This window comes from Ottowia sp. (genome assembly GCF_046348305.1).
Classification (GTDB): domain Bacteria; phylum Pseudomonadota; class Gammaproteobacteria; order Burkholderiales; family Burkholderiaceae_C; genus Ottowia.
Map to the genome: position 1 here is coordinate 1 of NZ_JAXMEM010000004.1, position 23274 is coordinate 23274.

At 67.5% G+C, this 23274-nt stretch carries 19 protein-coding genes and 1 pseudogene; 15 read left to right on the forward strand and 5 right to left on the reverse strand.

The window, feature by feature from the left end; translation table 11 throughout:
* Window positions 1-325: 325 nt before the first annotated feature.
* The 3 genes and pseudogenes from U1F38_RS04150 (at window position 326) to U1F38_RS04160 (ending at window position 4232) form a co-directional block, all read left to right on the forward strand.
* A complete protein-coding gene (locus tag U1F38_RS04150; protein ID WP_409985800.1) occupies window positions 326-2233 on the forward strand; it encodes a type IV pili methyl-accepting chemotaxis transducer N-terminal domain-containing protein in 1908 nt (635 codons plus the stop codon).
* A complete protein-coding gene (locus U1F38_RS04155; RefSeq protein ID WP_409985801.1) occupies window positions 2230-2895 on the forward strand; it encodes a response regulator in 666 nt (221 codons plus the stop codon). Before U1F38_RS04150 ends, U1F38_RS04155 begins: the two co-directional genes overlap by 4 nt.
* 155 nt (window positions 2896-3050) lie before the next feature.
* Window positions 3051-4232 (forward strand): annotated as a pseudogene (locus U1F38_RS04160) (ISL3 family transposase).
* A gap of 845 nt (window positions 4233-5077) precedes the next feature.
* On the opposite strand, the gene U1F38_RS04165 reads toward U1F38_RS04160, so the two are convergent.
* The 3 genes from U1F38_RS04165 to U1F38_RS04175 form a co-directional block, all read right to left on the reverse strand.
* The gene (locus U1F38_RS04165) at window positions 5078-5407 is read right to left on the reverse strand and encodes a hypothetical protein (protein WP_409985802.1); all 330 of its coding nucleotides are present in this window, start codon (window positions 5405-5407) and stop codon (window positions 5078-5080) included.
* A 295-nt stretch (window positions 5408-5702) separates the two neighbouring features.
* Window positions 5703-5999 (reverse strand): hypothetical protein, encoded by a 297-nt coding sequence (locus U1F38_RS04170; RefSeq protein ID WP_409985803.1) that lies wholly within the window; start codon window positions 5997-5999, stop codon window positions 5703-5705.
* A gap of 1141 nt (window positions 6000-7140) precedes the next feature.
* Window positions 7141-7263, reverse strand: a complete 123-nt coding sequence (locus U1F38_RS04175) for a hypothetical protein (RefSeq protein ID WP_409985804.1) — start codon at window positions 7261-7263, stop codon at window positions 7141-7143.
* Between the two features lie 251 nt (window positions 7264-7514).
* Here U1F38_RS04175 and U1F38_RS04180 point away from each other — a divergent pair, with 251 nt between their 5' ends.
* The gene (locus U1F38_RS04180; protein WP_409985805.1) at window positions 7515-7637 is read left to right on the forward strand and encodes a hypothetical protein; all 123 of its coding nucleotides are present in this window, start codon (window positions 7515-7517) and stop codon (window positions 7635-7637) included.
* 705 nt (window positions 7638-8342) lie between these two features.
* Window positions 8343-8942, forward strand: a complete 600-nt coding sequence (locus U1F38_RS04185; protein WP_409985806.1) for a sensor histidine kinase — start codon at window positions 8343-8345, stop codon at window positions 8940-8942.
* 327 nt (window positions 8943-9269) lie between these two features.
* Here U1F38_RS04185 and U1F38_RS04190 read toward each other — a convergent pair whose 3' ends face one another.
* A complete protein-coding gene (locus tag U1F38_RS04190) occupies window positions 9270-9404 on the reverse strand; it encodes a hypothetical protein (RefSeq protein WP_409985807.1) in 135 nt (44 codons plus the stop codon).
* A gap of 492 nt (window positions 9405-9896) precedes the next feature.
* On the opposite strand from U1F38_RS04190, the gene U1F38_RS04195 reads away from it, so the two are divergent.
* Genes U1F38_RS04195 through U1F38_RS04240 form a run of 10 tightly spaced genes read left to right on the forward strand, consistent with a single transcriptional unit; the run spans window position 9897 to window position 22239 of the window.
* Complete coding sequence (locus tag U1F38_RS04195; RefSeq protein ID WP_409985808.1) at window positions 9897-11180, forward strand: MFS transporter; 1284 nt, start codon at window positions 9897-9899, stop codon at window positions 11178-11180.
* Window positions 11181-11193: 13 nt separating this feature from the next.
* Window positions 11194-12822 (forward strand): MFS transporter, encoded by a 1629-nt coding sequence (locus tag U1F38_RS04200; RefSeq protein ID WP_409985809.1) that lies wholly within the window; start codon window positions 11194-11196, stop codon window positions 12820-12822.
* Between the two features lie 37 nt (window positions 12823-12859).
* Window positions 12860-16654 carry a nitrate reductase subunit alpha gene (locus tag U1F38_RS04205; protein ID WP_409985810.1) on the forward strand — a complete coding sequence of 1265 codons (3795 nt, stop codon included), beginning with the start codon at window positions 12860-12862 and terminating at the stop codon, window positions 16652-16654.
* Between the two features lie 18 nt (window positions 16655-16672).
* On the forward strand, window positions 16673-18196 hold the full coding sequence (gene narH, locus U1F38_RS04210; RefSeq protein WP_409985811.1) for a nitrate reductase subunit beta: 1524 nt from the start codon (window positions 16673-16675) through the stop codon (window positions 18194-18196).
* Between the two features lie 11 nt (window positions 18197-18207).
* The gene (gene narJ, locus U1F38_RS04215; protein ID WP_409985812.1) at window positions 18208-18912 is read left to right on the forward strand and encodes a nitrate reductase molybdenum cofactor assembly chaperone; all 705 of its coding nucleotides are present in this window, start codon (window positions 18208-18210) and stop codon (window positions 18910-18912) included.
* A complete protein-coding gene (narI, locus tag U1F38_RS04220; protein WP_409985813.1) occupies window positions 18909-19637 on the forward strand; it encodes a respiratory nitrate reductase subunit gamma in 729 nt (242 codons plus the stop codon). Before narJ ends, narI begins: the two co-directional genes overlap by 4 nt.
* 21 nt (window positions 19638-19658) lie before the next feature.
* Window positions 19659-20489, forward strand: a complete 831-nt coding sequence (locus U1F38_RS04225) for a peptidylprolyl isomerase (protein WP_409985814.1) — start codon at window positions 19659-19661, stop codon at window positions 20487-20489.
* 26 nt (window positions 20490-20515) lie between these two features.
* Window positions 20516-21193 carry a carbonic anhydrase gene (locus tag U1F38_RS04230; RefSeq protein WP_409985815.1) on the forward strand — a complete coding sequence of 226 codons (678 nt, stop codon included), beginning with the start codon at window positions 20516-20518 and terminating at the stop codon, window positions 21191-21193.
* Window positions 21171-21836, forward strand: coding sequence for a nitroreductase family protein (locus tag U1F38_RS04235; protein ID WP_409985816.1), 666 nt, complete (start codon window positions 21171-21173; stop codon window positions 21834-21836). Before U1F38_RS04230 ends, U1F38_RS04235 begins: the two co-directional genes overlap by 23 nt.
* Window positions 21814-22239, forward strand: coding sequence for a ribonucleotide reductase subunit alpha (locus U1F38_RS04240; protein WP_409985817.1), 426 nt, complete (start codon window positions 21814-21816; stop codon window positions 22237-22239). The genes U1F38_RS04235 and U1F38_RS04240 overlap by 23 nt, the downstream gene beginning before the upstream one ends.
* A gap of 146 nt (window positions 22240-22385) precedes the next feature.
* On the opposite strand, the gene U1F38_RS04245 is transcribed toward U1F38_RS04240, so the two are convergent.
* A complete protein-coding gene (locus U1F38_RS04245; RefSeq protein ID WP_409985818.1) occupies window positions 22386-23195 on the reverse strand; it encodes an enoyl-CoA hydratase/isomerase family protein in 810 nt (269 codons plus the stop codon).
* Window positions 23196-23274: the final 79 nt, after the last annotated feature.

Consider the following 23274-nt stretch of genomic DNA (forward strand, 5'->3'; position numbering starts at 1 on the left):
ACCGCAGCCGCCGAGCCGCATTGGCCGGGCACGTTGACCACCTCGGTGGACGTGCCCATGACCGACATGACCCGCGCGGTCACCGGCGTCACGAAATCGGCGCCGCCAACGCAGCCTCACCAGCCGCGGCCGAACGCAGCCACAGGCGTCGTGGCAGCACGCCGGCGGGCCAACAGGGCAAGACACGGAAGCAAACCGATTCATGAGCGTGACGTTCGTGGCACCGGCAGGAGGCACGGACTATGGGTTGCTGCATATACGTTTGTGTCGGCGGCGGCCGACTCCACTCCCGGCCGCACCTGCGGCACTACCCTAAACTGCCGCCATGCGCAAATCATTCACGCTGTCGGCCAAGCTGCTGGCCATGGGCACGGCGGCGCTGCTGGTGGCCCTGGCGTCCATCGGCTTCACCCTGTGGGTCACTTGGCAGCTCGAAGGCGGCGCCGCGGCCGTCAACGAGGCCGGGCGCCTGCGCATGAACATGTTGCGCATGATCCTGGCACAGCAAAACGAATCGCCTCAGGAGCTGGCACGGCTGCGTCAGCGCTTTGATGCCGGGCTGGAGATGTTGCGCAACGGTGACCCGAACCGTCCCTTGTTCGTGCCTTGGAACGACGAGACCCGGGCCCAGTTCGAAAAAGTTCGTGCGCAATGGCTCGTCATCCAGCGCGAATGGCAAGCCCTCTCGCCTCCCGTCAATGGCGCTGCCGCCGTGGCGCGCGGCGATGCCTTCGTGAGCGAGATCGACGGCCTCGTGCAGGCCATCGAGACGCGCATCATGCGCTGGACCGCCACCCTGTACCTGTTCAACATGTTTCTGGTGGCGCTGACAATCGGCGCCGCGGTGATTTTCATGGTGCTGAGCTACCTTCTGGTTCTGCATCCGGTGACGCGCTTGCAGCACGCGCTGGCCGCCATGCGGCAAGGCCGCCTCAGCACGCGCCTGGAGGTGGAGACCGACGACGAGTTCGGCCAACTGACAGCCGGCTTCAACCTGATGGCCCACGCGCTGCAGGCCTCGCACGACGACCTGGAACGCAAGGTGCGCGAGAAGACTGCCGACGTCGAAGAGCAGAACCAGCGCTTGGCCGTGCTCTACGCGGTCAGCGCCCTGGGGGCAGAAGCCGACAACCTTGAAGAGCTGGCCCAAGGTTTCGTGCAACAGATCCGCCGCGCCGCTGGCGCCGACGCCGCGGCGCTGCGCTGGGCTGACGCCGCCAACGAGGGCTATGTACTGCTGGCCGCCGACAATCTTCCACCCGCTCTGGCCGAGCGCGAGCGCTGCCTGAAGACCGGCGCCTGCGAATGCGGCCAAACCCAGGCCCAGGCGCGCATGCGCGTGATCCCCATCCTGCAATCACCCGGCGCCATGGCGCTGCCGCATTGCCGCGAGGCCGGCTTCCAAACCGTGGTCGTCGTGCCAGTGCAACTGCACCAGCGCCCGGTGGCGGAAGTGACACTGCTGTACCGCCGCGCGCACGAGCTGTCGCAGGACACGCGTAATCTGCTGTCCACCATGGCTCAGCACCTGGCCAACGCCATGGAAAGCCTGCGCGCCAGCGCGCTGGAGCGCGAGGCAGCGGTGTCCCAGGAGCGCAGCCTGATCGCGCGCGAGCTGCACGACTCGATCGCGCAGTCGCTGGCCTTCCTGAAGATTCAGACCCAGCTGCTGCGCGACGCCATCGCCAAGGACAACCGCGCCGCGCGCGAGCGCAGCATGAACGAGCTCGACGCGGGGGTGCACGAATGCCTGGCCGACGTGCGCGAGCTGCTGGTGCACTTTCGCACCCGCCCCCTGGACGAGGACATCGAGGAGGCGCTGCGCGCCACGCTGTCCAAGTTCGAACACCAGACCCACATACCAACCACGCTGACCATGACAGGCCAAGGCTTGCCCCTGGCACCGGACGTGCAGATTCAGGTACTGCACGTCGTGCAGGAAGCGCTGTCGAACGTGCGCAAGCACGCCGGCGCCAAGAGCGTGGCGCTGCGCGTGCAGCGCCACCCGCACTGGCGCTTCGAGGTGTGGGACGACGGCCGCGGATTCGACCCGCGCAGCGTGCCACCCGATTCCCTGCACGTCGGCTTGGGCATCATGCGTGAGCGCGCCCAGCGCATCGGCGCCACGCTGCGCCTTGACTCGCCCCCCGAAGGCGGAACCTGCGTGAGCCTGGAGCTGCCACCCACCCAACTCGAAGACCAGCCCGTTGCGGCCACACAAGCCACCGCATGAACCCGCCCATCACCCTGTTTCTGATCGACGACCACACGCTGCTGCGCCGCGGCCTGGTGGCCTTGCTGAGCCAATATGATGACCTGCGCGTGGTGGGCGAAGCGGGCGACGCCGGTCAGGCGCTGCGCCTGCTGCCCCAGCTGTGCCCCGACGTGATCCTGCTGGACAACCACCTGCCCGGCGTGCGCGGGGTGGACGCCATCGCCGGGCTGCGTGAAGCCTCGCCCGGCAGCCGTGTACTGATGCTCACCGTCAGCGAGGACGGCGCCGATCTGGCCACGGCGCTGCGTCACGGCGCTCAGGGCTACCTGCTCAAGACCATCGACGGCGAGCTGCTGGCCGAGGCGGTGCGGCGCGCCGCCCGCGGCGAGCCGGTGGTCAGCCCCGAAATGATGGGCAAGCTGGTGGCGGCCTTCCAGACCCAGGGCGTTCCCGGCTCCCCGCTGCCGCCGACCGAGGAAGACGCTACGCCGCTGTCGCCGCGCGAGGAACAGGTGCTGCGCGAAATCGCGCGCGGCGCCAGCAACAAGGAAATCGCCCGCACGCTGGAGATCGCCGAAACCACGGTGAAGATCCACGTGCAGCACATCCTGCGCAAGCTGGGCCTCAGCTCGCGCGTGCAGGCGGCGGTCTATGCCTCGGATCGCCAGCGCGCCGAGTAGCAATCTCTTTTGCCCTTTTTGAGGGGAATCGAGGGGTTGCGCCGGGGGCAGGCGAAGCCGGCGAACCCTTGACGCTGGCCAGCAACCGGTACGCTGTCGTCTTGGCCGATGCGGCACGTTGACGCATCGGCCATGACAAACAGGGAGCGATTCGCATGCATGACAAGTTGTTCGAAGCGGCGCTCGGCATCACGCAGCCGTGGTTCGTTGCCGGCGTCCGCTTCGACGAGGCCTCCAAGGTCTTGACGGTGGGTATCGACTTCACCGCCGGCAGCTGCTTTGTCGAGGCGGTGGCCGGCGAGATCCGGTGCACGACACCGTGACCAAGTCTACCGGCACCTGAACTTTTCCAGCACGAATGCGTGCTGCAGGTGCGCACGCCGCGCGTGAGGCTGCCCGACGGGCGGGTAGCGCTGATCAAGCCGCCGTTCGCAGGTAAACCGGGCTTCACGCTCTTGAGCGTGGTGCGATGCTGGCGCTGCAGATGCCGTTTGCGGCGGTGGCGCGCATCGTGGGCACTGGCGTACCGGGTGCTGGCCATCTGCCGTCGCTATGTCGAGTTGGCGCTGGAGGCCGCCGATTTCAGTGACGTCACCGCGTTGGCCATCGACGAACCTCGCGCGCCAAGGCCACGACTACATCACGCTGGCCGCCGATGCGCAAAAACGCCGAGGCTGGCCGTGACCGGGCGCGATGCCGCGTCAACCATCGTGGCGAACTGGCCAAGCACGGCTGCCCGCCCGAGCAAATCGACTCGGTCAGCATCGACATGTCGCCGGCGTTCATCAAGGGCTGCACCGATGAGTGCCCAACCCCCATCACGTTCGACAAGTTCCACGTCGTCTGGCATGCCAAGCCGTGGACAAGATGCGGCGCATCGAGCAGCGCAGCGACAAGTCGCTCAAGGGGCTGCGGTGCTGCTGAAGGTCGCGCCAGTCTCAACCCCGAGGCCGCTGCCGATCCGATGCGTGGTCGCCAGGATGACCACGGTGCGCACGGCTCGCGCCTGGGTCTACAAGGAACGGCTGCGCGAGATCCTCGAGCGCAAGCAGATCAACGTCGTGCGCTCGATGCTCGAGCACTGGTGCACCTGCGTCATGCGCTCCAAGGTCGAGCCGATGAAAGACGTCGCCGCCCTCGTGCGGCGTCACATCGAAGGCATCGTCGCCTGGGCACAAACCCGCCAGACCAATGGCTTCCTCGAAGCACTCAACGGCCTGTTCCAAGCCGCCAAGCGCCGAGCCCGCGGCTTCGCGACCTTCAACACGATCAAGGTCGTCGTCTTCCTGATCGCCGGCAAGCTCGACTTCCATGCCGTCAACCCTCATGCCCGGTAACCCACTCGATTTTCAACAGAGCCTCTCTTTTTGATTGCTGCCAACGCTTGCCACACAAGGGTTAATTCCTGTTTTCAGAAAACTGCCCCCTGTTTTCAAAGGGATGGCTGTTGTACCGTCGATCAGTGTCGGTAGAACGCCACCAGCGCCAGGATCACCAGGCACATCAGCGCATTGCCGATGTTGACCACGATGGCGCGGTTCAGCCGCCGTTCTTCGCAGGCCGCCATCGTCATGTTCGAGCTGGTGATCGCCCATGTGAGCAGCGAGTGCTGCTGCGAACTGCCGCTTGTCAGGCCCAGGCCATGGGCAGGTAGGCGAGTATGCGCACGAACTGAACAGCGTGAACGCCCAGCCAGCAGGCGCAGGTAGTTTTCCCGCGCCCTGCTGGCCTCCCGCGGAAATCAGGCCGCTGCGCTGGCCCTGCGCCTGGCCACGGTACGCTCACCAGAAACACCGGGGCAAAGCCGGCATCGGTCAGCCGGTGGCCAGGCGCGCGGCCTGTTCAGGTCGCGCACCAGCACCGGCATGTCCGACGGCGCGTCCAGGCTTGCGTACTGGGCCCAGGCGGACACCATCGCATCGTCCAAGCCCTGGTCGCCGCAGCAGCCAGCGAGCGCTGATCGCCCCGCCAGGCAGGGCTTCCATGGGCGCGGCCTGGGCCCAGGACGTACAGCCGGCGCGCGTGCGGTGGCGGACTTGCGGGAATGGCAGCGGGCACATTGGCCGCTGGCCGCCTTATGTCGAGCAGCGGCGTGGCGTACACGGATGGCTGTTGGCGCAGGCGCCCATGCAGGCGCCCATGCAGGCGGCGATGCCGAGGGTGGCGCAGAGCAGAATGCGGTTCATGGTGACTCTCCTTGCAAGTGAGACGGGGCATGGGCGACGGCATGGCCGTCACCCTGGGCGATGCCGTAGTCGCGCACGAAGGCCATCCACGCCGCGGTGGCGGCCTCGACGGCGCGCCGCTGCTGCGGCGTGCTGCCCAGGCCGGTGCCGCCCGCAGCGGCCTGCACGGCGGGGTCTTGCAGCGCCGCCACCGCCGCCGATATGGCGGCCACCTCCGGCGGCGTTCCCAAAGGCGAACAGGCGTTCCAGAAGGACAGCGCGCCGACGAGCGCCGAGTTCGGCGGGTCGGCACGCGGCGGGCTTTGCGGCAGGGCCGTGGCCAGCACCGCAGCTTGCCCGCCTCGCGTGCTGCGGCCGCCGGCGATCGGCCGAAGTTGATCTGCACCTGGCCGCTGATGAGGTCGGGCATCGTGCGCGCCGCCCTTGTAGGCACGCCGGGCCTGTGCCCACGGCCTTGAGCACGCGCTCGGCCAGCATGTATTCGCCAAGCGTGCCGGTGGCCAGGTGACTGGCCGGGATGGGGCCCGTAGGCCACCAGGTCGGCGAAGTTCTGCACCGGAGGTCGCGGTTGACGAACAGCGCAAACCCGAGTTCCACGACATTGGCGACGGGCGAACTCGCTCAACTTTGGGAACGCCCTGCACCAGCGGCAGTCCCGCCATCGCTGACTGGCCCCAGAGCAGGGTGTAGCCGCGGCGTCCTGACCGCCTGCGCGGCGATGGCGCCGCCCGCGCCCGGACGGTTCACCACGACGACAGGCTGCCCCAGGCGCTGACCGAGGGCCACCAGCCGCGGCGCTGTCCGATGCGCCGCCGGCGGCTCGGCACGACGATGGACGGACGGCTCGACTGGCGGCGCGCCAGCGGAGGTGAGCGCGGCCATCGCGGCAAGGCACAGGGTGCGGCGGTTCAGTGTCATGGCGGGTTCCTCTTCGTGTTGTTGATGGCGTCATCGTCGCCATCCGGCGCGCCGCGCATCGTCCAGTGGTCTTGCTGGAGTACGGGGCTGGTGCGGTACTGGTACGCGAACAGTCCCCTGCGGCTGCGGGTGGAAGATGAATCGCCATGACGTCCACGCACCACCTTCCCCGGGCGCCCGGTTGATTGCCGCGGCCGCAGCATCGCTGGTGCCACTGATGCCCGTGCCCGGCCCGCCGCGCATGGCCGTCGGTGCGGGCTGGACTGGCGCGGCGGGGCGGCGGCTTCCGCGCTGGTCTGGACGCTTTCGCGGGCCTGGCCGACCGGGGTGGACCGAAAGGCGTGGCTATGGCGGCTACGAACTGCTGGTGCGCGACGGCGACAGCCACGCAGCGCGAACTGGCGCGGAGCTGGTGCAATCCGGCGTCGATCTGCTCGTCGCGCAGGGGCCGATGGCTCGGCGCCAGGAAGGCGTCGGGCGCAACGCCCGTGATCTTCAACATCGGCGGCGACCCCGTCGAGGGGCGTCGCCACGTCGCACCCGGCGGCCATCTGACGGGCGTCACCGCTATCGACCGAACTGGCGGGCAAGCGGCTCGAATTGAACGATGGCGGGGCACGCACGTGGCGGTGATCGCCAACGCCCTGCGCGGGCTTCCATCGGCGCGATGCAGGCGGCGGCACGGCGACTCGGCTCACGCTGTCCTGGCATCTGTTGAAGTCGATGGATGATTTCGACACCGCGCGCCCCGCATCGCCAGCGGAGGGCCGCCGTGGGGTGCCGACAACTCATCAACGTTCGGGCGCAGGCGCTGGCGCGCCACCGCAGCTCAGCCGCCGGATTTCGGGCTGGGCTGTCGCCGAGCGGGCAACCGTGAGCCGGCCCGAATGTCGGCTACTACCGGCAGATGGCCGCCATCGCAGACCGACTGCTGCGCGGCGCGCGCCGCCGACATGGCCGTGGAGCAGCCGCGCGACATCGGCTGGTCGTCAACGCCAAGGCAGCCCGCGCGCTGGGCCTGATCTACCCGCCGGTTGCGCTCCGTCGAGCTGGATCGAATGAGCGCCCTTGGCCGGGTGGTGGCGCACCAGCGGCGCCATGCGGCGACCTTCGCGCTGCTGGTGTCTCTGCCGCTGCTGGCCTACGCGGCCTGGAGCGCCGCGCAGTGTCGCCAGCAGCGCGACGCCTGGCCGCCGTACAGACCGCGCAGGCCGATGCGGCCGCCGCGCGCATCCAGCAGTTCCTGCGCGAGATCGAGCTGCAACGACCTGGCTGCTGCCCTGCCCTGGACGCCCGACGCGGCCCGCAGCGCGACTGGATGCGCTGCGCGCTGCGGCAACACCTGCCATTGCCGATATCGCCCTCATCGACGCCGGGCCGCGAGCTGGCGGAACGCGGCTGGCGCTGGGCCGGTGGATTCGATGGCCGACCGCGGGCCTGCCTGCGTTCCGGGGGCGCGCCAGGTGCGCGGCGCGTACTACGGCGACGTCAGCTTCCGCAAGGGCGCGGCCGTTCATGACCATGGCCGGGCGCGGCGGGCGGGTGGCCATCGCCGAGGTGAGCCTGGACATCTGGGATGTGGTGTCGAAAATCCGCATCGGGGACAGGCTCGTCTTGTCCGATCCGGCGGGGCGCTGATTGCCCATCCGGACATCAATCTCGTACTGCGTAACACGGACTTGTCCGCTACCCTGCACGCTTCGATGAGCAGAAAGCCCATGCCCCTCCACGCCCGGCATTGCGGCGACAGGCACACGGGCGAGCGGCTGGCCAGCAGCGTGGTGCTGGCCCCGCCGGGTGGCGGGTCGTGGTCGACAAGGCTTGCAAGAGGCCGACGCCCCCTGTGGGCCAACGTGCAGGGTGCGTGGGTGGCGGCGGGAGCCTGCTGCGGCGCTGTCGGCGGCCTGTGGTCGGCCTGGCGCATCGCCCGGCCGCTGCGCGAGCTGGCCCAGGGCGCAGAGCGGATCGGCAGTTGTCGCACCGCATCGCCCTGCATTCCGGCGATGAACTGGAGCGGGAGAGCGTTTCAACAGATGCCGCGAGCTGCAGCCAGCCACGACAACCTGGGGCGGCAGGTAGAGCGCACGCGCGAGCTGTCGGATGCGAACCGGCCAAGTCGCCTGCTGGCCGCCGCCACGACCTGCGCCAGCCACTGCACGCGCTGCCTGATGGTGGCGCAATGGCGGCGTGACCGATGCCGCCGAGCGCCGGCGCCTGGGGCTGCGTGGAGCAGGCCATCGCCGCCATCAATGCGCTGTTCGACGGCCTGCTGGACGTGTCCAAGCGGACGCGGGCGTCATCCGCCGCAGGTGGAGGCGTTCCGTACAGCGCCTGCTCGACCGCATGGACGTGGCGCACGCGGCGCCGCGCGGACAAGGGCTGGAGCTGCGCATTCGCCCTGCGCGCCTGGGTGGCCAGCGATCCGTGCTGCTCGAGCGCATCCTCGGCAACCTGGTCGCCAACGCGGTGCGCTACACGCGCAGCGGGGCCATGCTCTGGGCTGCCGGCGCACGCGGCCGGGCTGCGCATCGCCGTGTGGATACCGGGATCGGCATCGCGCCCGACAAGCAGGAGCGCATCTTCGATGAGTTTTACCGGCTCGACGCCGAAGGCGGCGCGGCCGATGGCGGATGCTGGCTTCATCGTCGCGCGGCTGGCCGGTTGCTTGGCCACCAGGTCAGCGTGCGCTCGGTTCCGGACGGGTTCGCTTCGCGGTCACGGTGCCCGAAACCGCCAGCCAGCCGCACCTCCCACGGCTGCGAACGACTCCGCCATCGATGCAGCGCCGGGTGCTGGTCATCGACAACAACGCGCAGGTGCTGGCGAGCACGGCGCGGCTGCTCGAAGGCTGGGGTGCTGCGTGCTGGCTGCGCACGGCGCCGGATCACGTGCATGGCCCGGTCGATCTGCTGCTGGGGACATGCGCCTGGACCACGGCGATGACGGCGTGCGGCCATCTCGGCCTCGCCGCCAGTGGGGGCGGATGTGCCCGCGCTCATCCTGACGGCGACACCGCCATTGGCACGCGCGAGCGCATCGCCGCCAGCGGCCTGCCCATGCTGGAAAAGCCGGTTTCGGCGTTGCGCCGCTCGGCGCGACGCGGCTGCTTCGCGGGTGGGCAACGCCCACCCCAGGGCTACGCAGCGCCGGGCGGCCCACCCCAGCGCCCGCAGAGGCGGAGACGTGGTTCTTCACCGTGGGCTCGGCGGCCCCAGGGCAGATCAGCTTGTTGTTCTTGCCCTGCATGGCAGGGCCAGTATTCGAGCGCGGTCAGGCCGGCGGCGCCGCTCGGGTGTCGAACGTGCGCGCTGCTGTCTGCAAGGCCACCGGCGGCACGTAAACGCCACCCGCCAGCACCAGCAATGCGCCGGCAATGATTTCGCGAGGCTCGGTCTTGTAGCCCACCGCGCCGCCGCCAGCGCCTCTTGCCGTCGCAGGTCGCCGAACATGACAACGGCGGTGCCGATGCTCGCCGCCCCGATCCTGCGCAGCAGGTCGAGCCCGGCCATCGGGCAGCCGCAAGTCCACGCACCAGATCCACCGCCTGGCCGCGGCCCAGGGCCGATCCCCGCGCCGCTCGCCGCCTGCTGCCCTCGAGCCCGGCCTCTCCAGCAACAGGATGCGAGCGCCTCGCGCACCAGGATGGTCATCGACGACCAGGTTCATGGGTTGGGGAGAAGGCCGGGGTATCTTAGTGGGCTATGAAAAATATAGCTCCTTGCGTCATGTGAGAGGATACGGCCCCAAAGCCATGCATGAAACCCTGAGGCATTCTTCGAGAGGGTTCGGCGCCGCACCATCGTTCCTTTGCAGCGGCGCAGGCCTTCCACCGGGGTATGGGAAAACCCTAGGTGTTGCGCGACGATGGCAGCCAAACCAAGAGAGAGGACTCCTGCAATGGCCACCGCGTCGCCCAACGACTCACGCCGAAACCGTCAGGCCTGGTCGGTGCTCATCGTCAGCACCCTGGCTCTCTTCACCGTGTGCTTCATGGTCTGGATGATGTTCGGCGTCATCGGCATCCCGATCAAGAAGATGCTGGATCTCAACGCAACCGAGTTCGGCCTGCTCACCGCCATGCCGGTACTGACGGGCTCGCTGGTGCGCGTGCCGCTCGGTATCTGGACGGACAAGTACGGTGGGCGCATCGTCATGGCCGTGCTCATGGCCGTCACCGTGCCGGCCATCTGGGTCATGGGCTATGCCACGCAGTACTGGCATTTCCTCACCATAGGCCTGTTCGTAGGCCTGGCCGGCGGCGCCTTCTCGGTGGGCACGCCCTATGTGGCGCGCTGGTTTCCCAAGAACCGCCAGGGCACGGCCATGGGCGTGTATGGCGCGGGCAACTCGGGCGCGGCGGTGAACAAGTTCGTCGCGCCGGTGATCCTGGTGGCCTTTGGCTGGGCCGCCGTGCCGCATGTATATGCGGCCATCATGCTGGGCGCGCTGCTGCTGTTCTGGTTCTTCAGCTACAGCGACCCCAGCCACCTGGTGCCCAGCAACGTCAGGTTCACCGATCAGCTCAAGGCGCTCAAGGATCCGCGCGTGCTCAAGTACTGCCAGTACTACAGCATCGTCTTCGGCGGCTACGTGGCGCTGTCGCTGTGGATGGTGCAGTACTACGTGGGCGAATACGGCCTGGACATCCGCGTCGCGGCGCTGCTGGCCGCGTGCTTTTCGCTGCCCGGCGGTGTGCTGCGCGCCATTGGCGGCGTGCTTTCGGACAAATACGGCGCGCACAGCGTGACCTGGTGGGTGATGTGGGTGTGCTGGATCTGCCTGTTCCTGCTGTCCTACCCGCAGACCGACTTCACGGTCCTGACCGTCAACGGCCCCAGCACCTTCCACATCGGCCTGAACGTCTACCTGTTCACCGCGATCATGGCCGTGCTGGGCGTGGCCATGGCCTTTGGCAAGGCCAGCGTGTTCAAGTACATCAGCGACGACTACCCCGGCAACATCGGCGCCATCAGCGGCATCGTGGGCCTGGCCGGAGGGTTGGGCGGTTTCATCCTGCCCATCATGTTCGGCGCGCTGATGGACTTGACCGGCATCCGCTCCAGCGCCTTCATGCTGATGTACGGCGTGGTCTGGGTGTCGCTGATCTGGATGTACTGGACTGAAGTGCGCCGCACCCCGCTGCTGGGCGAGCGCGTCCAGGACATGTCTCCCCAACACTGACCGAAAGCACAGCATGACCAACCCTTACGCCGGCGGACGCGATATCGCCGAATGGCACCCCGAGGACGAACAGTTCTGGGAGCAGCATGGCAAGAAAGTGGCCTACCGCAACCTCTGGATCTCCATTCCGGCCTTGCTGTGCGGCTTTGCCGTGTGGGGCATGTGGGGCATCATCACGGTGCAGATGATGAACCTGGGTTTTCCCTTCACCCAGGCCGAACTGTTCACGCTCACCGCCATCGCCGGCATTGCCGGCGCCACCATGCGCATCCCGGCCTCGTTCTTCGTGCGCCTGTCGGGCGGGCGCAACACCATCTTCCTGACCACGGCCATGCTGCTGGCGCCCGCCATCGGCACCGGCATCGTGCTCCAGCACCCCGAGTGGCCGCTGTGGTCGTTCCAGCTCATGGCGCTGTGGTGTGGCGTGGGCGGCGGCAATTTCGCCAGTTCGATGTCCAACATCAGCACCTTTTTCCCCAAGCGCCTGCAAGGCACGGCGCTGGGTCTGAACGCTGGGTTGGGCAACTTCGGCGTGACCACGATGCAGATCGTCGTGCCGCTGGTGATGACCCTGCCGCTGCTGGGCACACTCGGCGGCGGCAGCGAGATGCTGGTCAAGGAGAGCGGCTGGATCTTCGGCAAGATCCCCGCGGGCACCCCAACCTGGATTCAGAACGCGGGCTTCACATGGGTGTTCTCGCTGGTGCCGCTGGCACTGCTGTGTTGGTTCGGCATGAACAATCTGAAGACGGTCTCGCCCGACACCGGCAATCCCATCGTCGCCTTCGCCAAGGTGACCTGGCTCTACACGCTGGCCTTCATTCCGGCCATCTTCGGGCTGTGGTTGTACCTTCCGCCACCCACCGGCGTGGGCCTGATCAGTATGTGGGTGTCGATCCCGCTGGACATCATCTTGGCGCTGACGATCATGAAGCTGGCGGCCTTCGGCCCCATGAGGGAAGCGGTGACCAAGCAGTACGCGATCTTTCGCAACAAGCACACTTGGAGCATGACGGCGCTGTATATCGTCACCTTCGGTTCGTTCATCGGTTTCTCGATGGCGCTGCCGCTGGCAATGAAGGTGATTTTCGACGTGATCCACGTTCCCGACGCCAGTGGCGTGATGACGCACACGCAACCCAACCCGAACGCTCTGCCCATTCTGGCGATAGCTTGGATCGGGCCCTTTGTCGGCGCCGCGGTGCGGCCGATCGGTGGCTGGATCTCGGACAAATGGGGCGGCTCCATCATCACGCAGATCGTCTCGGCGGTGATGGTGGTGGGTTCGGTGGCGGTCGGCTACGTGATGAAGCTGGCGTACGCTTCGGCGACGCCCGAGCAGTACTTTCCCATGTTCCTCGGCCTGTTCCTGCTGCTGTTTGCCGCCAGCGGCATCGGCAACGGCTCCACCTTTCGCACCATCGGCGTCATCTTCGACCGCACCCAGGCGGGCCCGGTGCTCGGCTGGACCTCGGCCGTGGCCGCCTATGGCGCCTTCGTCGCCCCCATTGTCATCGGCGAGCAGATCAAGGCTGGAACGCCCCAACTGGCCATGTACGGCTTCGCCGCGTTCTACGGTTTTTGCCTGCTGCTGAACTGGTGGTTCTACCTGCGCAATGGTTCGGAAATCAAGAACCCGTGAGCCACCACCCCTTCCCCCGTTGCGACTGGAGACTTCTATGAGCCATTTTCTGGACCGCCTGAGCTATTTCAACCAAGCGCAAGAACCCTTCTCAGGCGAGCATGGCCTCACCACGGGCGAAGACCGCACCTGGGAGGACGCCTATCGCAATCGCTGGGCGCACGACAAGATCGTGCGCTCCACCCACGGCGTGAACTGCACCGGCTCATGCTCGTGGAAGATCTACGTCAAGGGTGGCATCGTCACCTGGGAAACCCAGCAGACCGACTATCCGCGCACCCGGCCCGATCTGCCCAACCACGAGCCGCGCGGCTGCGCGCGCGGCGCCAGCTACAGCTGGTACCTGTACAGCGCCAACCGCGTGAAGTACCCCATGGTGCGCGGGCGCCTGCTCAAGCACTGGCGCGCGGCCCTGGCCGTGGCCAAGAGCCCGGTCGACGCCTGGGCCGCCATCGTCGAGAACGAGGATGCACGCCGCGAGTGGCAAAAGCAGCGCGGCCTGGGCGGTTTCGTGCGCAGCAGCTGGGACGAGGTCAACCAGATGATCGCGGCGGCCAACGTCCATACCATCAAGAAGTACGGCCCGGATCGCGTCATCGGCTTCTCGCCCATTCCGGCGATGTCCATGATTTCGTATGCGGCAGGCGCGCGCTACCTGAACCTGATCGGCGGCGTGCCGCTGTCGTTCTACGACTGGTATTGCGACCTGCCGCCATCCAGCCCACAGGTGTGGGGCGAGCAGACCGACGTGCCCGAATCGGCCGACTGGTACAACAGCAACTTCATCATCGCCTGGGGCTCCAACGTGCCGCAGACGCGCACGCCCGACGCGCATTTCTTCACCGAGGTGCGCTACAAGGGCGCCAAGATCGTCTCCGTCACGCCCGATTATTCCGAGGTCGCCAAGCTGGCCGATCTGTGGCTGCACCCCAAACAGGGCACCGACTCGGCCGTGGCGATGGCCATGGGCCACGTGATCCTCAAGGAGTTCTACTTCGACAAGCGCTCGGCGTACTTCGACGATTACGCACGCCGCTACACCGACCTGCCGCTGCTGGTGGTGCTGAAGGAAAAGCAGCTGGAGGACGGCCGCACCGTCATGGTGCCCGACCGCTATGTGCGCGCCAGCGACTTCGAGGGCCAGCTGGGTCAGGCCAATCACCCCGACTGGAAGACCGTCGCCTACAACGTTGAGGGCAAAGTGACCCTGCCCAACGGCTCCATCGGCTTTCGTTGGGGCCAGGAAGGTCGCCCGGATCAGGGCCGATGGAACCTGGAGGCCCGAGAGGCCCAGGGTGGCAACGATGTCAAGCTGAAGCTTTCCGTGCTCGAGGATGGCGCGCAGACGCATGACATCGTCGACGTGGCTTTCCCCTACTTCGGCGGCATCGACACGCCCAATTTCAACGCCAACGACCAGGGCCGCGACGTGCTGGTGCGCCGCGTCCCCGTCACCCACCTGGACCTCCACGGCGAAGGCGTGCAGGGCCGCGTGGCCGTGGCCACGGTGTTCGACCTGCACGCTGCCAACTATGGCGTCAACCGGGGCCTCGAGGGCGAGAGCGGCGAGCAAGGCTACGACGCCAACACGCCCTACACCCCCGCCTGGCAAGAGCGCATCACGGGCGTGCCGCGCGAGCAGGTCATCGCCGTGGCGCGCCAGTTCGCCGACAACGCCGACAAGACGCATGGCAAGAGCATGGTCATCATCGGCGCCGCCATGAACCACTGGTACCACTGCGACATGAACTACCGCGGCATCATCAACATGCTGATGATGTGCGGCTGCATCGGCCAGTCGGGCGGCGGCTGGTCGCACTACGTGGGCCAGGAAAAGCTGCGCCCGCAAACCGGCTGGACGGCGCTGGCCTTCGCGCTCGACTGGATCCGCCCGCCGCGCCAGCAGAACTCCACCAGCTTCTTCTACGCCCACACCGACCAGTGGCGTTACGAGAAGCTGGGTGTCGATGAGGTGCTCTCGCCGCTGGCCGACAAGGCCGACTACCAGGGCTCGATGATCGACTTCAACGTGCGCTCCGAGCGCATGGGCTGGCTGCCCAGCGCGCCGCAGCTGCAGACCAACCCGCTGCAGGTGGTCAGGGACGCGCAGGCCATGGGCCTCGATCCCAAGGACTATGTGGTGCAGTCGCTCAAGAACGGCGCGCTCGCCATGAGCTGCGAAGACCCGGACAACCCGCTGAACTGGCCGCGCAACATGTTTGTGTGGCGCTCCAACCTGCTGGGCAGCTCGGGCAAGGGGCACGAGTACTTCCTCAAGCACCTGCTGGGCACCAGCAATGGCGTGCAGGGCAAGGACCTGGGGCCGCAGGAGGCCAAGCCCGAGGAAGTGAAATGGCACGCGCATGCGCCGCAGGGCAAGCTGGACCTGCTGGTCACGCTGGACTTCCGCATGAGCACCACCTGCCTGTACTCCGACATCGTGCTGCCCACGGCGACCTGGTATGAAAAGAACGACCTGAACACGTCGGACATGCACCCGTTCATCCACCCGCTGTCGGCGGCAGTGGATCCGGCCTGGCAGTCCCGCAGCGACTGGGAAATCTACAAGGGCTTCGCCAAGGCCTTCAGCGAGGTCTGCGTCGGCCACCTGGGGGTGGAGAAAGAGGTCGTGCTCACGCCCATCATGCACGACACCCCGGCCGAGCTGGCCCAGCCGTATGGCGTGAAGGAATGGAAAAAGGGCGAGGTGGATCTGATCCCCGGCGTCACGGCGCCGCAAATCACCGTGGTCGAGCGCGACTACCCCAACACCTACAAGCGCTTCACGGCGCTGGGTCCGCTGATGGACAAGATCGGCAACGGCGGCAAGGGCATTGCCTGGAACACGCAGACCGAGGTCGAGCAGCTGGGCGAACTGAATGGACGCGTGCGCGAGGAGGGTGCCACGCAGGGCCGCCCGCGCATCGTGAGCGACATCGACGCCACCGAGGTGGTGATGATGCTCGCGCCCGAGACCAATGGCCATGTGGCCTGCAAGGCCTGGGAGGCGCTGGGCAAGCAGACCGGGCGCGACCATGTGCACCTGGCGCTGCACCGCGAGGACGAGAAAATTCGCTTTCGCGACATCCAGGCGCAGCCGCGCAAGATCATCAGCTCGCCCACCTGGAGCGGGCTGGAGAGCGAGAAGGTCAGCTACAACGCCGGCTACACCAACGTGCATGAGCTGATCCCATGGCGCACCCTCACCGGCCGCCAGCAGTTCTACCAGGACCACCCGTGGATGCGCGACTTTGGCGAGGGCTTCTGCTCCTACCGCCCGCCGGTGCACCTGAAGGCACTGCACGAGGTCGAGGGCAAGAAGCCCAATGGCAACCCCGAGATTGCGCTGAACTTCATCACGCCGCACCAGAAGTGGGGCATCCACAGCACGTACAGCGACAACCTGCACATGCTCACGCTCAACCGCGGCGGCCCGGTGATCTGGCTCAGCGAGGACGACGCCAAGCGTGGCGGCATCGTGGACAACGACTGGGTCGAGCTGTTCAACGCCAACGGCGCCATCGCGGCGCGCGCGGTGGTGAGCCAGCGCGTCAACCCCGGCATGGTGATGATGTACCACGCGCAGGAGAAGATCATCAACACCCCGGGCTCGGAGATCACCGGCACGCGCGGTGGCATTCACAACTCGGTCACGCGCATCGTGCTCAAGCCCACGCACATGATTGGCGGCTACGCCCAGTACAGCTACGGCTTCAATTACTACGGCACCATCGGCACCAACCGCGACGAGTTCGTGCTGGTGCGCAAGATGCGCCATGTGGACTGGATGGACGAAGAGGCCAGCACCCCCGCCGCCGGCGCCCATGCCTGAAGAAGAAGGAGAACGACCATGAAAATTCGCGCCCAAATCGGCATGGTGCTGAACCTGGACAAGTGCATCGGCTGCCACACCTGTTCGGTGACCTGCAAGAACGTCTGGACCAGCCGCGACGGCATGGAATACGCCTGGTTCAACAACGTCGAGACCAAGCCCGGCATCGGCTACCCCAAGGAGTGGGAGAACCAGGACAAGTGGAACGGCGGCTGGACGCGCCTGGCCGACGGCTCCATCGTGCCGCGTCAGGGCGGCAAGTGGAAGCTCTTGATGCGCATCTTCGCCAACCCGAACCTGCCGCAGATCGACGACTACTACGAACCCTTCACCTTCGACTACGACCACCTGCAGTCGGCGCCCGAGATGAAGAACACCCCCGTGGCGCGCCCGCGCAGCCTGATTACCGGCGAGCGGCTGGAGAAGATCGTCTGGGGCCCGAACTGGGAAGAAATCCTGGGCGGCGAGTTCTCCAGGCGCAGCGCCGACGTGAACTTCGAACAGGTGCAAAAGGACATGTACGCCCAGTTCGAGAACACCTTCATGATGTACCTGCCGCGCCTGTGCGAGCATTGCCTGAACCCGGCCTGCGTGGCCAGCTGCCCCAGCGGCTCGATCTACAAGCGCGAGGAAGACGGCATCGTGCTCATCGACCAGGACAAATGCCGCGGCTGGCGCATGTGCGTCTCGGGTTGCCCGTACAAGAAGATCTACTACAACTGGCAGACCGGCAAGGCCGAGAAATGCATCTTCTGCTACCCCCGCATCGAAGCGGGCCAGCCCACGGTGTGCTCCGAGACCTGCGTCGGTCGCATCCGCTATCTGGGCGTGCTGCTGTACGACGCCGACCGCATCCAGGAGGCGGCCAGCGTGGAGCGCGACAAGGATCTGTACCAGGCGCAGCTGGACATCTTCCTGGATCCGAACGATCCGGAAGTCATCCGCCAGGCCAAGATCGACGGCATTGCCGACAACTGGCTCGAAGCCGCCCGCAACAGCCCGGTCTACAAGATGGCCGTGGATTGGAAGATCGCCCTGCCGCTGCACCCCGAGTACCGCACCCTGCCCATGGTGTGGTACGTGCCGCCGCTCTCGCCCATCCAGTCGGCGGCCAACGCCGGTCACCTGGGCGTCAACGGCGAAATTCCTGACGTATCGGCGCTGCGCATCCCCGTGCAGTACCTGGCCAACCTGCTCACCGCCGGCGACACCGGCCCGGTGGTACGCGCCCTGGAACGGATGCTGGCCATGCGCGCCTACCAGCGCGGCGTGCACGTCGATCGCGTGGAAAAGCTCGAACTGCTCAAGCAGGTGGGCCTGTCCAAGCACGACGTCGAGGACATGTACAAGGTCATGGCGATTGCCAACTACGAGGATCGCTTCGTGATCCCGTCCACGCACCGCGAATACGCCGAGAACGCCTTTGACGTGCGCGGCGGCTGCGGCTTCTCGTTCGGCAACGGCTGCTCGGACGGCGCCACGCCGATCAGCGTTTTCGGCAGCAAGAAAAAACGCACCATCCCCGTCAAGGCGGTGGTCTGAGGAGCGAGCCCATGTTCAATACACTCCCCGACACCATGCGCCTGACGCTGCGTGCGCTGGCGCGCCTGCTGGCCTACCCCGACGCCGAGCTGCGCACCCAGCTGCCCGCGCTGATCGACGCGCTGCAGGCCGAACAGGCCCTGCCCCCGGCCCGCGTGACCGAGTTGCAAGCTCTCGTGCAACAGCTCGGCACCATGGATCCCTATGAGGCCGAGGAGCGCTACGTCGAAACCTTCGACCGCGGCCGCCGCACCTCGCTGCACTTGTTCGAGCACATCCACGGCGACTCGCGCGAGCGCGGACCGGCGCTGATCGACCTGACGCAGACCTACGAAAAGGCCGGCCTGCGCCTGGACGCACGAGAGCTGCCCGATCACCTGGGCGTGGTGCTGGAATTTGCCTCCACCCAGCCGCCCGCAGTGGCGCGCGAGTTCCTGGCCGAAATGGCGCACGTGCTCAACGCACTGTTCACCGGGCTGCAAGCCAAGGCCAGTCCCTACGCCAGCGTGATCGCCGCCGTGCTCGAGGCCGCCGGCGAAAAAGCCCAGGCGGTGGCCATCGCGCCCGAGCCCGACATGGACGAGGCCTGGGCCGAACCCGAGGCCTTCGACGGCTGCGCCACGCGCGGACAAAACCGCCCCGGCCAGCCTCAAACCCTGCATTTCGTGCGCAAGGCACGCCGCCCCGCCCCTTCTTCCCAAGGAGTCTCGCCATGAGTGCCTGGATCGACCACTTCCTGTTCGGCCTGTACCCCTACATTTGCCTGGCCGTGTTCTTCATCGGCAGCTGGCTGCGCTTCGACCGCGACCAGTACACATGGAAGAGCGACTCGTCGCAGCTGCTGCGTACCGCCAGCCTGCGCTGGGCTAACAACCTGTTCCACGTTGGGGTGCTGTTCCTGTTCTTCGGCCACTTCGTGGGCATGCTCACGCCGCACGCGGTGTATGAGCCCTTCATCAGCGCTGGCCACAAGCAGGTGCTGGCCATGGTCTCAGGCGGCATCGCCGGCGTGCTGGGCTTTGTGGGCGTGTCGCTGCTGCTGCACCGGCGGCTGACAGACGCGCGCATCCGCGCCACCAGCAAGACCAGCGACATCGCCCTGCTGTGGATCTTCTGGGTGCAACTGGCGCTGGGCCTGGCGACCATTCCGTTGTCGGCGCAGCACCTGGACGGCTCGGTCATGGTGCGCCTGGCCGAATGGGGTCAGCGCATCGTGACCTTCCGCTCCGACGCGGTCGAGATGCTGGCGGGCACTGGCTGGATCTTCAGAGCGCACCTGCTTCTGGGCATGACGGTGTTCCTGATCTTCCCGTTCACGCGCCTGGTGCATATCTGGAGCGGCTTTGGCACCCTGGCCTATGTGCTGCGCCCCTACCAGCTGGTGCGCGCGCGGCGCCTGAACCTGCCGGCCGGCCAGAACCAGCCGCGCCGCACGCTCTGACAAGACCCACGAGAGAATGGCATGACTTCCACCTGCGGATCCCATGACTGCGGCTGCTCCGGCGCCGCCACCGCTGCCGCCACCACCGAAGCACCGGTTGCGCGCATCAACGGCGTGGCCCTGCACGCCGCCGGCGTGCAGCTGCCCGCCGACATGCTGCGCCAGCGCGCCTGCACCGAGCTGCTGCGCCAGCAGGCGCAGCGCCAGGGCCTGCTGGCTCCGGACGACGAGAGCGGCCTGAACGGCGCCACCAGCGCCGCCGCGTCCCAGGCCATCGAGCAGCTGCTGGAGCGCGAGCTGCAGGTGCCTGAGCCCTCCGAGCAGGCCTGCCGGCGCTACCACGCCGCCCACCCGGGCTTTGGCAGCCAGGGCGAGAGCGCCCACCTGCGCCATGTGCTGTTTGCCGTCACCCCCGGTGTCGATGTGGCCCTGCTGCGCCAGCGCGCCGAAAGACTGCTGCTGGAGCTGCGCTGCGCCGACGATGGCGGCCCGCGCTTTGCCGAGGCGGCGCGTGAATGGTCCAACTGTCCCAGCGGCGCGCAGGGCGGCGACCTGGGCTGGCTCACGCCCGAGGACTGCGCACCGGAGTTCGCGCGCGAGGTCTTCGGCTCGCACGAGGTCGGCGTGCTGGCGCGCCTGGTGCACAGCCGCTTTGGCCTGCACGTGGTGCAGGTGTGCGGCCGCAAGGCCGCCAAGCCCAAGGTGTTCGAGGAGGTACAGGCCTCGATCGCGCTGGTGCTGCGCCAGCAGGCCTGGGTGAATGCGCTGCGCCAGTACCTGCAGCTGCTCGCGGGCAGCGCCGAGCTCGAGGGCGTGCAGCTGGACGCCGCCGACTCGCCCCTGGTGCAATAGGCCGGCCGCACACGAGGACGCCGCCCATGCCCGACGACGAGCTGCTGCAGCGGCTGCGCCGCTTTCACCAGGACGCCTTTCCGCAGTACCGCCAGCAGTTCCAGGCCCTGGTGAATCAGGGCCAGCATCCGACCACGCTGTTCATCGGCTGCTCGGACTCGCGCCTGGTGCCCTATCTGCTCACGGGCGCGGGGCCGGGCGAGCTGTTCCTGGTGCGCAACGTGGGCGCCTTCGTGCCACCGTATGACGGCTCCCACGGTCACCACGGCACCGCGGCGGCGATCGAGTTTGCGGTGCTCAACCTCAACGTCAGCCGCATCGTGGTCTGCGGCCACAGCCACTGCGGGGCCATCAAGGCCTTGTACGAAGAGGTCAACGACGAGGCGAAGAACCTGAAGCGCTGGCTGGATCTGGGGCGCGAGGCCGTGCTGCCGGTACAGTCCGGCCCCGAGGCCCTGCGCCGCACCGAGCAGCGCGCCGTGGTGCTGCAGCTCGAGCGCCTCATGGACTACCCCATGGTGCGTCGCCGCGTCGAGGACGGGCGCATCACCTTGCACGGCTGGCATTACGTGATCGAGGACGGCGAGGTGCATGTGTTCGATGTCCGAACCGGCGGGTTTGTGGCCGCCTCCAAGGCCGACAACAGCGGCACCGGGCCCTACCCGCCTTATGTGGAGCACGATGGACAAATACTCGTGGACTGACGGCCAGGGCGCCGAACTGGCCGCGGCCCTGCTGCAGGCGCGCCAGACCGTATTGCCCAAGCGCCTGGGGGCGCCGGGGCCCGATGCGGCGCAGCTGCAGGCCATCCTGGCCGCCGCCGGTCATGCGCCCGACCATGGCTGCCTGCTGCCCTGGCGCTTCGTGCTCGTGCCGCAACAGGCGCGCACTGCGCTGGGCGATACCTTTGCCCAGGCGCTGCGCGAACGCGACGCCGCGGCCACGCCCGAGCAGCAGGCGCAGGCGCGCGAAAAGGCCCTGCGCGCGCCGCTGCTCCTGCTGCTGGTGGCCGATGAGCAGGGGGGCGACCCGGACATCGTGCCCGCCGAGCGCCTGGTGTCCGCCGGCTGTGCGGTGCAAAACCTGCTGCTCATGGCCACGGCCCTGGGTTTCGGCTCGGCGCTCACCAGTGGCAAGGCGCTGCAGTCGCGGGCCCTGCGCACGCTGTTTGCGCTCAAGGAGGGCGAACGCGCCCTGTGCTTTGTCAGCGTGGGCACGGTGCAGTCGCGCAAGCCAGCGCGTGCGCGCCCCGTGCCGGCGCAATATGTGGGCGCCCTGGCGCCCGGCCAGGGCGTGCAGCCCTGGTCACCTCAACGGGAATCCAATGACCGAAATCAAACACTTTGACGATCTGTTGCACGCCGCGCGTGAGCGCCGTGAACGCTTGCTGCTGGTGTTTGCGGGCGCCGAGCTGCCCGCCGACGCCACGCCTGAGCAGCGCGCGCGCTTTGCCCAGGGTGAAGGCGGCGCATTGGCGCCACTGATGTGCGTGGACAAGCCGCCCGAGGAGCTGGCCTCCTTCGACGCGCTTCTGCGCGAATCGCAGCAGTTCGAAGCACCCGGCCAGCCCTGGCGCCTCGTGTTTGCCGCCGCGCTGGCCGGTCCACCGGGCCAGGCCCCGTCAGAAGGCGACGTTGACCGGGCGCTGCACCGCATGGTGGACGCCGTCAAGGCGGGCACCGTCAGCGCCTATCTGCCCTTCAACCGCGAGGGCTTTCCCGTGCGGCTGGATCAAGGCAATGCTGAATAAGTCTCCGCGATGGCGCGCGCCCTGATTTGGGATGGGCTGCAAGGCGCAAACCGCAGCCATAGCGGGGGCTATGGCGAGGATTTGCAACGCCGCAGACCGCCCAAAGCAGGGATGCGCGACGCGCGTGGGACTTGTTCTGCATTGCCTCAATAGCGCGGCGCGCGCCGCTCGCGCAAGCTGGCCACGCCCTCGCGCACGTCGGGCCCGGCAAAGCCCATGAACTCCAGCGCCAGCGAGGTGTCGAAGCTGGGCCCTGCCTGGCGGTACCAGTTGTTGAGCGAGTACTTGGTCCAGCGGATCGCGCTCTGGCTGCCGGCGGCCAGCCGGTCGGCCACTTCGTAGGCCTTGGGCAGGAGCTGATCGTCGTCCACGGCCAGCGACACCAGGCCGATGCGCTCGGCCTCCTCGCCGCTGACGGCCTCGCACAGCATCAGGTGGTATTTGGCCTTGGCCATGCCGCACAGAAGCGGCCAGCAGATGGCGGCGTGGTCGCCCGCGGCCACGCCCAGGCGCGTGTGGCCGTCGACAATCTTGGCGGACTTGGCGGCGATCGACACATCAGCCAGCAGGCCGGCCACCAGGCCAGCGCCCACGGCCGGGCCGTGCATGGCGCTGACGATGGGTTTTTCGCAGTTGATGACGTTGTAGACCAGATCGCGCGCCTCCTTCCACACGCGCGTGCGCACGGCGAAGTCGCTGGCCATGTCCTGCACCAGGGCCAGGTCGCCCCCGCCCGAAAAGCCCATGCCCTCGCCGCGCAGCACGGCCACGCGCACGCTGTCGTCGCGGTCGATGTCGCGCCAGATCTCGGACAGCTCCCAGTGGCCGTCGTGGCCGGCGGTGGGCAGCTTGCCGTTGGCCGCCTTCATTTGCAGGTCGATCACGGCCCCGCCCTCGCCGCGGCGCGTGATGGCCAAGGTCTTGTAGCGGCTGTAGTCAACGGACGCGGGGTTCATGGGCGGTCTCCTGGCTGGGTTGAAATGATCCATGTGGCCGCCATCGTACCGGCGCGCGCGCAGCCTGCACAATGCCGGG

Excerpts from the sequence above, each read along its gene's own strand:
- U1F38_RS04240 (WP_409985817.1), top strand. The coding sequence starts at position 21,814 with ATGACCGAAATCAAACACTTTGACGATCTGTTGCACGCCGCGCGTGAG.
- U1F38_RS04150 (WP_409985800.1), top strand. The coding sequence starts at position 326 with ATGCGCAAATCATTCACGCTGTCGGCCAAGCTGCTGGCCATGGGCACG.
- U1F38_RS04195 (WP_409985808.1), top strand. The coding sequence starts at position 9,897 with ATGGCCACCGCGTCGCCCAACGACTCACGCCGAAACCGTCAGGCCTGG.
- U1F38_RS04245 (WP_409985818.1), bottom strand. The coding sequence starts at position 23,195 with ATGAACCCCGCGTCCGTTGACTACAGCCGCTACAAGACCTTGGCCATC.
- U1F38_RS04200 (WP_409985809.1), top strand. The coding sequence starts at position 11,194 with ATGACCAACCCTTACGCCGGCGGACGCGATATCGCCGAATGGCACCCC.
- U1F38_RS04155 (WP_409985801.1), top strand. The coding sequence starts at position 2,230 with ATGAACCCGCCCATCACCCTGTTTCTGATCGACGACCACACGCTGCTG.
- U1F38_RS04225 (WP_409985814.1), top strand. The coding sequence starts at position 19,659 with ATGACTTCCACCTGCGGATCCCATGACTGCGGCTGCTCCGGCGCCGCC.
- U1F38_RS04185 (WP_409985806.1), top strand. The coding sequence starts at position 8,343 with ATGGACGTGGCGCACGCGGCGCCGCGCGGACAAGGGCTGGAGCTGCGC.
- U1F38_RS04230 (WP_409985815.1), top strand. The coding sequence starts at position 20,516 with ATGCCCGACGACGAGCTGCTGCAGCGGCTGCGCCGCTTTCACCAGGAC.
- narJ (WP_409985812.1), top strand. The coding sequence starts at position 18,208 with ATGTTCAATACACTCCCCGACACCATGCGCCTGACGCTGCGTGCGCTG.
- U1F38_RS04205 (WP_409985810.1), top strand. The coding sequence starts at position 12,860 with ATGAGCCATTTTCTGGACCGCCTGAGCTATTTCAACCAAGCGCAAGAA.
- U1F38_RS04170 (WP_409985803.1), bottom strand. The coding sequence starts at position 5,999 with ATGACACTGAACCGCCGCACCCTGTGCCTTGCCGCGATGGCCGCGCTC.
- narI (WP_409985813.1), top strand. The coding sequence starts at position 18,909 with ATGAGTGCCTGGATCGACCACTTCCTGTTCGGCCTGTACCCCTACATT.
- narH (WP_409985811.1), top strand. The coding sequence starts at position 16,673 with ATGAAAATTCGCGCCCAAATCGGCATGGTGCTGAACCTGGACAAGTGC.
- U1F38_RS04235 (WP_409985816.1), top strand. The coding sequence starts at position 21,171 with ATGGACAAATACTCGTGGACTGACGGCCAGGGCGCCGAACTGGCCGCG.
- U1F38_RS04180 (WP_409985805.1), top strand. The coding sequence starts at position 7,515 with ATGACCATGGCCGGGCGCGGCGGGCGGGTGGCCATCGCCGAGGTGAGC.